The organism is Enterococcus sp. AZ091 (assembly GCF_051714805.1).
In the GTDB taxonomy this organism is placed as follows: Bacteria; Bacillota; Bacilli; order Lactobacillales; family Enterococcaceae; genus Enterococcus_D; species Enterococcus_D gallinarum.
This window is the reverse complement of record NZ_JBIOSO010000001.1, coordinates 650,208-661,340: the sequence shown is the minus strand read 5'-3', so window position 1 is coordinate 661,340 and position 11,133 is coordinate 650,208. Positions and strand designations below refer to the sequence as shown.

Sequence of the window (11,133 nt, the reverse complement as noted above, 5' to 3'; positions counted from 1 at the left end):
TATCATTTAAAAAGTCCGCTGTTCCATATTGAATGCGGCCCGCATCTCGTCTGTCGCATCAGCAACTGGTGTAACCGATTCAAGATCACCCTGAACCACACGTCTGGTTACTCCACCCATTTCACCACATGTAATTAATGTGATCATTTTTCTCCCTGCTACTTCATCCAATAAATAAACATCTGTTGGTTGAACCCGCACGGTTGAAGTTGCTGTATATGTATAAATATTTTCTAAATCCGTAATATAAATTGTTGCGCCAATAGCCACATCATCTAAAGGTGTGAACAAAAGGTCTGGCGACTGCGCACGATGGCTAGCTAGTGCATAATTTCCTTCGCCCATTTTTTGTGTTGGGCTAAGAGTTCCTGCTCCATATAGCAAAGCTTCATTCGATAACCCCTTAAAAATCGGCAAATTAATCGCTACGCTAGGTATCGCAACACCACCGATCACTGGTAATGTGCTGTTACTTAGTTGAGCTTTAAGAACTGCTTCTGAGCTGGCCGGTTCAACGGCATCAAAATCAAAAGTAGTGTCTGCCTCCATATTCTTTTTGACATCGGCTCTAGAGATCTCGGAAACTGCGTAAGCATCTCCGTTGTGTTTGATCAGAAAATTTTTGATTTGATTATTAAAAATCAAAGCAAGACCAATCAATAACAAAAGGACCAAAAATAGATTCGAGAGCCAATGGAACAAAGTTCGTTTCTTTTTCATCGTTTTTCGTCTCCAATTTTTATTACTCCTATCATAACAAAATCATTGCAGAAGCGCCAATTTTGGATTTTTTTTAATAAAAAAGCAAAGATTTTTGCTTCATAAAAAAACGCAATCTTAAAAATTGTTTTTTCCGTTATTTTGTAATATAACTTTAAACGAAAAGATACAAGCAATTTGATACACTTTATTGTAGAATAAACTTATTATCAGGGAGGGATTAATTGGCATGTCGAACACGATTTATGTACATATTGATACAACCAGCAATGCCGTTTCGACTCGCGGAGTGGATGCTCAAGATTTCAACAAGAGCATCGTTCACCAGCCAAAAAATCTATTGTTGCTTGATCCCTCTAGTGAATTTGGTGAATTTGAGTCGCATACAGGGCTAAAGATTATCCGAGGCATTGAAGATGTCCACCTTTTCTTTCAACAACTCAACCGCGGACGAATCACAGAAGAAATCAAATGGATCGACTTTAATGATTTAGAAATGGTAAAAGAGCTAACACCGCTAGAAATTTCAGAATTGTTATATTTTGGGCATATGAAAACGCATCTTCATTCTCCGTTTTTCTACAAACTGCAAAACAACTTTGTTTATTTCGACCTCAAAGATCAGCGTTCCCGTGTTTACTACCGCTACCTGGAAGAATATTACCGAATTTTAGCTGACAAAATCACGCACATCGTTCTAGAAAAAAAAAATGATCGACTTTCTTTCTTCAAAAAGCCTACTCCGGTCTCTAAACTTGATTTAAATCTTCTCAAAGACTTGCGGGGGGTCATGCAGGAAGGAATCATCTTATGTTTCCATCAAGAACAATTGGTCGATAAAACCTACACAATCCCGATTTACTTAGTCGAGGAATCTGGGCTCAAAAATAGTCACCTCTCTCTGAAAGAAGACTATCAAGTGGCAACGCTTCGCTACTTTGCAAATAAAAAAGAATGGCAGTTGGAATTGGATCAAGATGATCTAGCTTTTGGTTTTATCGATAAAAAATGACTTGCTCTCCTATTTTGATTTTGGAGAACAAGTCTTTTTTTAAGCAGTCCGATTTAAATAATCGTCCTTAGGTACAAATACCTCTGGGGATGTTCGATAAGCAATTAGTAAGATAATTGCCGTGACGATTGCCGTAGCAAATCCGCTGGCGGTATTCATTACCAGAGAGAAAAGCCAAGGTTTCATCCCCCAGAGAGCATATGCGCCCCAGTAAACCCAACCGGCAAGGAAATGCCAAAAATAACGAGCAAATGCGCCTGTGAATGTTGCTTGTACAAGTAGTCGTTGCACGCTACCCTTCGAACCATTTCTAATCGCCAAATGAATTTTATTTGCATAAAGTCCGGCAAAACCCACAAATGTAAAAGCAAATGGGTACTCAATCAATACTTGAAGAACACTCAAAAACCAGACTTTACCTAATGGGAAATGCAGCAATCCCCAAACCAATCCTGCCATTAATCCTGGCTTCCAGCCTCTACGGATAGCAAATATTGTTAATGGAATCTGTCCTAAAGAAATTGAAAAACTACTTCCAAAGTCTAAAGGAATCAGCGATAGTACCATCGCCAGTGCCGCCATAATCGTTCCCTCTATCCAAATTTTTGTACCATTTCCCACAAAAAAACTCCTCCTTTAGAATCATCACAATTCACAAAGGAGAAGTGTTAGACACTTCAACTCGTCACAATTCCTACGTTCGCATGATCGAAACAGGTACGAAGGGTTTAGAGTACTCTCATTCTCAGCCTTTTCAGACTCCCCTTTGTGATTAGATTCTATTTTATTTTGCTTGCACTGCTGCAAGTCATCTTCAAGAATACCACAAAATAAAAAAAAGAAAAGAAAACTCGCTCTGATAAAAAAAGAAACATCTCAACCGCGTCTAGACGAGATGCTTCTTTTGGGTTATCATTTTTAAATCGATAATTTTGATTCAAACAGTGGACTAACAGGTTTATTCTCATGGATTCGTTTGATTGCTTCTCCCATCAATGCACTAACACTGATTTCGTCAATTTTTTCAGATTTACGATCTTCTGGCAAGAAAATTGAATCAGTAACTACTAAGTGCTCGATAGCTGAATCTTCGATCCGTTGCAAAGCAGGTCCTGATAAAACAGGATGAGTACATGAAGCATAAACACTTTTTGCACCAGCTTGTTTTAATGCGTTCGCTGCTAGAGTAATTGTTCCGGCCGTATCGATCATGTCGTCGATCAAGACACACGTTTTGCCTTCTACGTGACCAATGATATTCATTACTTCAGCAACATTTGCTTTTGGACGTCGTTTATCAATGATCGCAATTGGTGATTTCAAGAATTCTGCTAATTTACGCGCACGAGTCACTCCGCCGTGGTCTGGTGAAACGACTACAACGTCATCTCCTTGAATATCTCTTTCCAAGAAATAATTAGCAATCAATGGTGCACCCATCAAGTGATCTACAGGAATATCAAAAAAGCCTTGGATTTGTGAAGCATGTAGATCTAAGGTAACCATACGATTTGCGCCAGCTTTTTCGATCATGTTCGCCACCAATTTAGCAGTGATTGGTTCGCGGGAACGAGCTTTACGGTCTTGTCTCGCATAACCATAGTAAGGCATCACTACATTGATTGTTTTCGCACTTGCACGTTTCAAGGCATCAATCATGATCAGTAGCTCCATTAGGTTATCGTTTACTGGACTGCTTGTGGATTGAATAACATAGACATGTGAACCACGGATACTTTCTTCAATGTTAACTTGAATCTCGCCATCGCTAAATTGGTTCACTGAACACTTACCTAATTCCACACCTACTGCAGCTGCGATTTTTTCAGCTAACGGACGATTAGAATTCAGCGAAAAAATCTTCAATCTTGGATCAAAATAATGATTTGACATGAGAACCTCCACTTTCTTTGCGTTCATCTGGCAAAAAGACTACTAGTTCACCAGAATCTTCTTCCTAGTAAATAGTAGTCATTTTTGCTAAATAAATCAAGTCATTTCGCAGTTTCTTCATTCAAATAAGGCAATTTTTTTGCATAGCCTTCTTTGTTTTCCTGCCTTGCTCGGGCAATCGCCATGCTATGTTTAGGAATATCTTTTGTGATTGTAGAGCCAGCAGCGATCATGGTTTCTTCCTCAATCTGCAATGGCGCCACTAAATTCGAACCAGAGCCGATAAAACAATTGTCTCCGACAACTGTCTTGAATTTATTTTTGCCATCATAATTTACAAAGACGACGCCGCAACCAACATTGATATTTTTCCCTAGCGTTGCATCTCCGACATAAGAGAGATGCCCTACTTTTGTTCCCTCACCGATCGTTGCATTTTTTATTTCTACGAAATTACCAATATGGGCTCTTTCTTTAATGTCTGCTTTTGGACGCAGATGTGCATTTGGTCCGACATCTGCCCCGTTGTAGATTCGACTTTCTTCCACCACAGATGCCTTGATCGTTACATCATCACCGATTTGACTGTCTATGATTTGAGAAGATGCAGTGATGACACAGTCTTCACCAATTTTCGTTGCACCTTTGATGACGACACCAGCTTCAATCAGTGTGTCTGCTCCAATTTCCACGCCATCATCAATATAAGTAGTATCAGGGTCAATCAATGTCACACCATTGCGCATATGCTGCTGATTGATACGCTTGCGCATCAAACGATTCGCTTCTGCCAGCGCTAATCGATCATTGACTCCTAACGACTCATTGAAATCATCCGTTTGATAAGCAGCTACAATCTTCCCTTCTGCTTTCAAGATCTCAATAATATCTGTTAGATAATATTCCCCTTGTGCATTATCGGTATCTAATTTTGCCAATGCATCAAATAATAATTCATTGTCAAAACAATACGTTCCCGTATTGATTTCTTGGATCATCGCCTCTTCCACAGAGGCATCTTTTTGTTCCACGATTTTTTCTACGACACCCATTTGATTGCGTACAATCCGACCATATCCGGTCGGATCTTCAGCTTGCGCAGTTAGAATCGTTGCTGAGGCTTTTTGTTCCTGATGGAACTCAAAAAGATTATTCAATGTCTCAGTCGTTAACAAAGGGGTGTCTCCACTGATTACTAACGTTGTTCCCCGTTTTTCTCTTAAGAAAGGCTCTGCTTGAACAACTGCATGACCAGTTCCTAACTGTTCTGCTTGTAAAGCATACTCACTGCGGTCCCCTAATTGTTGCTTGACCATTTCTGCTCCATGTCCGACGATTGTTACGATTGCATCAGGTTCTGTCTCCACTACGCGATTCATGATATGTTCTACCATAGGTTTTCCGCAAACGGGATGCAAAACCTTGTATAACTTGGATTTCATTCTAGTACCTTTGCCTGCGGCAAGTATAATTGCAAAACGTGATTCCACGTGTTCCACTCCTATCGATTCCGACTGATTGATTTCTGTATATGTCCAGTTTAGCCCAACTAAGGATGGTTTTCAATATATAAGGAAAAACACAACTAGACCAATTAAAAAAGACTGATTCAAAATCAGTCTTTTGTTTCAAAATAATTCCCCGGCACGACCGAGATCGTTTTCGTCTGAGTATCAACGTCTTCAACAAACAGCAGCGAACTATAATCAGAAATAGCACGTTTTCCTTTAAATTTAGCTTCCGCAAAAACCGTTATGCCAACAAGTTCAGCTTCAAATTCTTCGATCAAGCTCTTCATACCGTTCACAGTGCCGCCGCCTTTCATAAAGTCATCTACGACTAAGACTTTGGAACCGCGTTTTAAGCTACGCTTTGATAATTCCATTTTCTCGATTCGTTCAGATGACCCAGAAACATAGTTCACGCTGACTGTTGACCCTTCCGTAATTTTAGAATCTCGCCGAACGATCACAAAGGGAACATTTAAATAATAAGATACCGCTTGTGCGATTGGCACTCCTTTAGTAGCAACAGTCATGACTGCATCAATTTGTTTATCCAGATACTTCGAAGCAATGATACGGCCTACTTGCCGCAGTAGCTCAGGTTCTCCAAGCAAATCCGAGAGATAAACGTAACCACCAGGCAGCAGTCGATCTTGCTCAGAAAGGCGTTCCGCTAACCCTTCAACATAGGCATAGGCTTCTTCTTTTGAAATCTCAGGCACAAAAAAAACACCGCCAGCTGCACCTGGAATTGTATCGAGAGTTCCCGTACCACGTTCTTTGAAGGTCTTTTTGATAATCGCTAGATCTTCACTGATCGATGATTTAGCAGAAGCATAGCGTTTTGAAAAAAATGACAATGAAATCAATTCATGCGGATGATTCAATAAATAATGTGTCATATCTATCAATCGTTCACTTCGACGAATTTTCACACATGCCCACTCCTTTAATTTATTCGTCTTATTATAAGGCTTTTTGCGTATAAATGCGAGCATTATCTTGAAAATCTAAAGAATTGTTCGCTTTTCATTCAATCAAAGAAAAAAAGAAACGAAAAATTTTCGTTTCTTATCGTTTTAACCGTTGTTTTCGTTGGAAAAGAATGACAATACGCTTGACCACATTGATGACTAAAAACAAACCGATAAATACTAATGTGATCGTAGCGCCTGGAGGTGTATCGAGATAAAAAGAGCTAGTCAATCCCGACAGCATACCGAATAGACCAATCAAGACACTGATCAAAATCACCGCATTAAAACTCTTGCCTAAACGCATACTGATTGCAGCTGGCAATACCATAATCGCAGAAATCAGTAACGCACCAGCGATGGGAATCATCATAGCGATAGCAATCCCTGTCAAAACATTAAAAAGCATCGACATTATCCGCACTGGCAAACGGTCTACATGAGCCGTATCCTCGTCAAAAGTCAGGACATACATCGGACGTTTGAATAGAAAGAAGAGAACGAATACAGCTAAAAATAAAAAGCCTAGAAACCAAACTTGATCCTGAGTAATGGTCACGATGGAACCAAAGAGATAGGATTGGATACTGGTCGCTGAGTTTCCTCCACTCAGATTCATAAGGACCAATGCTAATGCCAAACCGCCTGACATCAAAATCGCAATTGAGATCTCTGAATAACTCCGATAAAGTGTTCGTAAATATTCCAAAATGACCGCGGCGATGATTACGATTAATAAGGTCGTGAGATCTGGATTCAAATTAAGAAAAAAGCCTAATGCTACACCAGCTAATGAAACATGTGAGAGTGTATCGGCCATCAAAGACTGTCTTCGGATCACAAGAAACACACCTAGCATCGGTGCGATTCCGGCAATAAAAATTGCAGCCAAAAAAGCACGCCTCATGAATTCATATGAAAGCAACGCCATGGTGAATCCTCCTTTCGAACCAACCGAATTTGTCGATCCGCATACTCCTTAATATCTTCGTGATCGTGGGTGATCATCAAAATCGATTTCCCATGATCGTGTGCATTGTGACGCAGTAATTCATAAAATAAATTTCGTGATTGCTCATCCATCCCTGTCGTTGGTTCATCCAAAATAAATAAATCTGGATCAGTCGCAAAGATACGTGCTAAACTGATTCGCTGTTTTTGCCCTCCGGACAGTTCGCCAATCCGTTTTTTGCGCATTTCCCACATACCTACTGCATCCAATGCTCGCCGAACATGTTCATGATCCCGCTTTGTCAGCTTCTTAAACCATCGGTCTTTCGGATAACGGCCAGATTGGACCAATTCTAAGACTGTACTTGGAAAGCCTACATTGAACGAGGCAATCTGTTGTGGAATATAGCCTACACTTAGCTTTTGTCCTTCTCTGTTTTTGGTAGCCAGTATTACTTCTCCCTTTGATGGTTTCAACAACCCTAATGTTGCTTTAATCAAGGTAGATTTTGCAGCCCCATTTTCTCCTGTTAGAATGACGAATTCCCCATCTTCAACAAAATAAGAGATATCCTCTAATACAGGCTCATCATCATAATAAAACGTTAGTCCTTTTACATCGATATAACGCACAGATGTGCCTCCTTACTTGATACTTTTTTGTAAAGCTTGCAGATTTTCCTTCATTACTGTGAGATATGATTCTCCATCACTAATCTGTTTTTCCGTCAAACTTTCTAACGGATTCAATACAGCCAATTCAACCCCAGTCTCATTCGCTAAAGTTTCCGCGACTTTAGAAGAAGCATTTTCTTCAAAATAGATAACTTTGACTTGATGATCCTCAACATATTCTTTTAGCTCTGCTAACCGACTAGGAGATGGTTCTTGATCTGGAGATAATCCAGCAATCGATTCTTGGACTAGATCATATTGTTTTGCCAAATATCCAAAAGCGGCATGTTGTGTGACAAATGTTCGATTGACCGCATCTTTCAAAGCAGCAGTGTACTCTTGATCCAATGCGTTCAATTGCTCAATATAAGCAGCGGCATTCTTTTTAAATGTAGCTGCTTTCGTTGGAAATTTCTCGCTTAACTGATCTCGAATCGTTTCAACTTCTTTGATTGCCATTACTGGATCTGTCCACACATGCGGATCTAATTCATGGGTATGGGCGTCTGTCCCATGTTCTGCTTCTGCTTCCGTTTCTCCATGGTCTTCATTTTCAGCTAAATCAATCTCTTTGGCCGCTTCGATCACAACTGTTTTGTCAGTATCGATCGAATCTGTCATTGTTGGCACCCATGTTTCCAATTCCGGACTATTGTACACAAAAGCATCTGCATCCATAATTTTTGCCATATCTTTCGCACTAGGTTCATAATCATGGGGTTCTGTGCCCGCCGGTATAAGCAAAGATACTTTACCTGTATCTCCAACAACCTCTTTGGTAAACTCATACATTGGATAAAAAGTCGTAATAACCTGCAAATCCTGACTTTCTTCTGCGACTTGTTCTGATCCTTTTCCGCAAGCCCCTAATAAAACAGTACTGGTAAGCAAAAATAGAGCTAGTAATTTTTTCATGATGATTCCTCTTTTCTTATTAAAACGGAACTAATCCGATTTATCAGCAAAAATTACTCTACCAAAGGAAACCTCATTCGTCAAGACAAATCGTATGTTTTCCGATTTAGAGCGTTCCTCTGCCAGTAAATCGGAAAACATGGGAAAATTGATTCATATATCCGCTAAGCAAAAAACAGATGTCACATTTTTTGAATGTGTGCATCTGCTTTTTAATTTGTCCTTTTGTTTCCTACTATTTTAATGTGCGAACTAGATAAACCTCTTCACAAAAACCTTTTAAAGCATTATACACTCGCTGAGCCCGTGAGTATTTCTGGCACAAGGCAAAAACAGTCGGTCCACTTCCAGTCATCAGTGCCACATCCGCACCATATTTCATCATTCGTTCCTTGATTTGTTGTACGACTGGATGCTTAGGAATCGTGATCGATTCCAAACTATTTCCCATTGCAGCAATCATTCGTTGATAATCTTCAGCAAGAATTGCATCAGAAAGTTCTTGAATATCTGGATGATGCAACTGATCTAGATCAACTTCTTGAAAAATTTTACCTGTTGAAACACTTAGTCGGGGCTTGACTAAGACCACCCAGCACTGCGGCATCGGGCGCAACGGCGTGACTTTCTCTCCTTTACCAGAGATGAACGCAGTCGTTCCATAAATGCAATAAGGGACATCAGTACCTACTTCCATTCCTATATCGATCAATTCCGGCATCGTCAGACCTAATTGCCATAAGCGGTCCATCCCCCTTAGCGCTGCTGCACAATCTGTACTGCCACCGCCAAGGCCTGCTGCTACAGGGATATTTTTCGTGATCCGAATCAAGATACCTTTATTGATACCATAGCGTTTTTTGACAATACTGGCTGCTTGATATACATTATTGCGTTTATCGATCGGCAAGAAGGCCTTATTGGTTTCGATAATGATTTTATCTTCTTCTAGCTCTTCCATTATCAGACGGTCGGCTAGATCAACACTGGACATCACCATTTCCAATTCATGGTAACCGTCTGCTCGCTTACCCAAAACATCAAGTCCTAGATTTATCTTAGCAGGCGCTTTTTCAATAATTTCCATCTTATTCACCCAATCATCTGATAGTTAACTAGTTCTATCATAGCAGATTCTTTAGAGATAGTTGAGATATTTCTCCTGTTTTTGATCTTTATCAGCTTTTGGGTTGCTCTTTGAAATCGTTCCTCGTAAAATAAGAGTAACAAATTTGATCAAGAAGGCAGGGGAAATTATGGCAAATCTAATTCCTAGAGATCTACCTGGTGGAGAAGAACTATTAGGCAAATTGATGAACAGTTTCTGGCAAGAACGACAAATGAATACAGATATTAAAGAATATGAAGATCATTATGTAGTCAAAGCTGATCTTCCTGGTATAAAAAAAGAAAATATCCGTGTTAGTTTCGTGAATGATACTCTAACAATTTCTGCTTCCCAAATTGAAGAAAGCGAAGAGAAAGATGATCTTGGTCACTACTTGCGTAAAGAACGATCTAGCAGTGCTTATCAACGTGCATTCACTATACCTGACATTGATGAAGAAGCGATCAAAGCACGGTTCGAAGATGGGGTCCTTTCCTTGAATTTACCAAAGGCAAGTTACAAAGACGCGCCAGGTAAGCATATTCCAATCGAATAATTGAATTATCGCAAAAAGTAAAAAAGACTTCAGAAATATCAGTTTCTGAAGTCTTTTTTTTTGTATTTCTACCTTGCCTTACCAGTTTGACGATAAGCTTGTCGAGTTGTTGCTGTGGGTATTTCTTCTTTTTTGACATAAAGCTTCAAACTATAAGGTTCATGATATTTTACATCATTTTTGACAAAATCTCCGCCAGTAATGAACAACCCAACTGGTTCCAAAGCTTTTTCCCCGTTCCAATGAATACGGCCAATTGTTGTTAAGTCACTATAGCTCGTACCAATTTGCAACGAGTATTCAGAATCTGACCGTTGTTTGACAAAGTAGTAGGGATAAAGGGTATTTTTAGGAATCACAAATCCTTGTGCGATAGCATTCGTTGCTAATTCATCTTTTGAAATGAGTTTCTGTAAATAGTCAGCCAATACCAGTTGATAGTCTTCTTCAAAATCAATAACTGCTTTCTCTGTTGATAAACGATCGATTTGTGTGGTGCTAATTTTTTCTCCTTCAATATTGAATACTTCATCAGGTAAATACTTCACAAAAAGCTGAGTAATATCTACCTTAAGATTTTTATCAAAAAAGTAATAAAAAATATTTAGAACCCAGAAATAGAGCAACACGCAGAATCCTATCCCGTATAAAGCCATCTGTAAATAATTTTGATTGAGATAGAGACCATAAACAATACGCAGAATATAAGCCGTTGGAATCAAACTAAGTAATGTATAGGCCCGATTCAAGTATTTAGGACTAATATCCAGATAACCTAAGAACTTATGAATCCCATTGATCATATCTAATAAAAAAGTCATTTA

The 11,133-nt window shown here is 39.4% G+C and carries 12 protein-coding genes and 1 riboswitch; of the genes, 2 read left to right on the top strand and 10 right to left on the bottom strand.

Features of this window, described 5'->3' with window-relative positions; translation table 11 throughout:
* Nucleotides 1–6: 6 nt before the first annotated feature.
* The gene (locus tag IGJ28_RS03385) at nucleotides 7–720 is read right to left on the bottom strand and encodes a class A sortase (protein ID WP_003128837.1); all 714 of its coding nucleotides are present in this window, start codon (nucleotides 718–720) and stop codon (nucleotides 7–9) included.
* 229 nt (nucleotides 721–949) lie between these two features.
* Here IGJ28_RS03385 and IGJ28_RS03380 point away from each other — a divergent pair, with 229 nt between their 5' ends.
* Nucleotides 950–1,732, top strand: a complete 783-nt coding sequence (locus IGJ28_RS03380; protein WP_438845140.1) for a hypothetical protein — start codon at nucleotides 950–952, stop codon at nucleotides 1,730–1,732.
* A 39-nt stretch (nucleotides 1,733–1,771) separates the two neighbouring features.
* Here IGJ28_RS03380 and thiT read toward each other — a convergent pair whose 3' ends face one another.
* The 8 genes from thiT to ispE all read right to left on the bottom strand — a co-directional run bounded on the left by thiT (nucleotide 1,772) and on the right by ispE (nucleotide 9,732).
* Entirely contained in the window at nucleotides 1,772–2,314 is a 543-nt protein-coding gene (gene thiT / locus IGJ28_RS03375; RefSeq protein WP_218927495.1) for an energy-coupled thiamine transporter ThiT, read from the bottom strand.
* A gap of 92 nt (nucleotides 2,315–2,406) precedes the next feature.
* Nucleotides 2,407–2,508: riboswitch (TPP riboswitch) on the bottom strand.
* A 142-nt stretch (nucleotides 2,509–2,650) separates the two neighbouring features.
* A complete protein-coding gene (locus tag IGJ28_RS03370) occupies nucleotides 2,651–3,625 on the bottom strand; it encodes a ribose-phosphate diphosphokinase (protein WP_003128833.1) in 975 nt (324 codons plus the stop codon).
* 101 nt (nucleotides 3,626–3,726) lie between these two features.
* A complete protein-coding gene (gene glmU, locus IGJ28_RS03365; RefSeq protein WP_003128832.1) occupies nucleotides 3,727–5,115 on the bottom strand; it encodes a bifunctional UDP-N-acetylglucosamine diphosphorylase/glucosamine-1-phosphate N-acetyltransferase GlmU in 1,389 nt (462 codons plus the stop codon).
* A 125-nt stretch (nucleotides 5,116–5,240) separates the two neighbouring features.
* On the bottom strand, nucleotides 5,241–6,065 hold the full coding sequence (gene purR / locus IGJ28_RS03360) for a pur operon repressor (protein WP_003128831.1): 825 nt from the start codon (nucleotides 6,063–6,065) through the stop codon (nucleotides 5,241–5,243).
* Nucleotides 6,066–6,201: 136 nt separating this feature from the next.
* Nucleotides 6,202–7,035, bottom strand: a complete 834-nt coding sequence (locus tag IGJ28_RS03355; RefSeq protein WP_003128830.1) for a metal ABC transporter permease — start codon at nucleotides 7,033–7,035, stop codon at nucleotides 6,202–6,204.
* On the bottom strand, nucleotides 7,008–7,688 hold the full coding sequence (locus IGJ28_RS03350; RefSeq protein ID WP_003128829.1) for a metal ABC transporter ATP-binding protein: 681 nt from the start codon (nucleotides 7,686–7,688) through the stop codon (nucleotides 7,008–7,010). The genes IGJ28_RS03355 and IGJ28_RS03350 overlap by 28 nt, the downstream gene beginning before the upstream one ends.
* Before the next feature lie 12 nt (nucleotides 7,689–7,700).
* Nucleotides 7,701–8,645: a metal ABC transporter substrate-binding protein gene (locus IGJ28_RS03345; RefSeq protein WP_438845139.1), complete on the bottom strand. Its 945-nt coding sequence runs from the start codon at nucleotides 8,643–8,645 to the stop codon at nucleotides 7,701–7,703.
* A gap of 235 nt (nucleotides 8,646–8,880) precedes the next feature.
* A complete protein-coding gene (gene ispE, locus IGJ28_RS03340; RefSeq protein WP_003128827.1) occupies nucleotides 8,881–9,732 on the bottom strand; it encodes a 4-(cytidine 5'-diphospho)-2-C-methyl-D-erythritol kinase in 852 nt (283 codons plus the stop codon).
* A gap of 169 nt (nucleotides 9,733–9,901) precedes the next feature.
* On the opposite strand from ispE, the gene IGJ28_RS03335 reads away from it, so the two are divergent.
* Nucleotides 9,902–10,309, top strand: coding sequence for an Hsp20/alpha crystallin family protein (locus tag IGJ28_RS03335; protein ID WP_005469744.1), 408 nt, complete (start codon nucleotides 9,902–9,904; stop codon nucleotides 10,307–10,309).
* A gap of 68 nt (nucleotides 10,310–10,377) precedes the next feature.
* Here the strand turns inward: IGJ28_RS03335 and IGJ28_RS03330 are convergent, their stop codons facing one another.
* The gene (locus tag IGJ28_RS03330) at nucleotides 10,378–11,130 is read right to left on the bottom strand and encodes a DUF6681 family protein (RefSeq protein WP_003128824.1); all 753 of its coding nucleotides are present in this window, start codon (nucleotides 11,128–11,130) and stop codon (nucleotides 10,378–10,380) included.
* Between the last annotated feature and the right edge of the window lie 3 nt (nucleotides 11,131–11,133).

What these genes read in the sequence shown, in the direction of transcription:
- IGJ28_RS03330 (WP_003128824.1), bottom strand. Translation starts at nt 11,130, where the DNA reads ATGACTTTTTTATTAGATATGATCAATGGGATTCATAAGTTCTTAGGT.
- thiT (WP_218927495.1), bottom strand. Translation starts at nt 2,314, where the DNA reads ATGGCGGCACTGGCGATGGTACTATCGCTGATTCCTTTAGACTTTGGA.
- IGJ28_RS03345 (WP_438845139.1), bottom strand. Translation starts at nt 8,645, where the DNA reads ATGAAAAAATTACTAGCTCTATTTTTGCTTACCAGTACTGTTTTATTA.
- IGJ28_RS03355 (WP_003128830.1), bottom strand. Translation starts at nt 7,035, where the DNA reads ATGGCGTTGCTTTCATATGAATTCATGAGGCGTGCTTTTTTGGCTGCA.
- IGJ28_RS03385 (WP_003128837.1), bottom strand. Translation starts at nt 720, where the DNA reads ATGAAAAAGAAACGAACTTTGTTCCATTGGCTCTCGAATCTATTTTTG.
- IGJ28_RS03370 (WP_003128833.1), bottom strand. Translation starts at nt 3,625, where the DNA reads ATGTCAAATCATTATTTTGATCCAAGATTGAAGATTTTTTCGCTGAAT.
- IGJ28_RS03380 (WP_438845140.1), top strand. Translation starts at nt 950, where the DNA reads ATGTCGAACACGATTTATGTACATATTGATACAACCAGCAATGCCGTT.
- ispE (WP_003128827.1), bottom strand. Translation starts at nt 9,732, where the DNA reads ATGGAAATTATTGAAAAAGCGCCTGCTAAGATAAATCTAGGACTTGAT.
- IGJ28_RS03335 (WP_005469744.1), top strand. Translation starts at nt 9,902, where the DNA reads ATGGCAAATCTAATTCCTAGAGATCTACCTGGTGGAGAAGAACTATTA.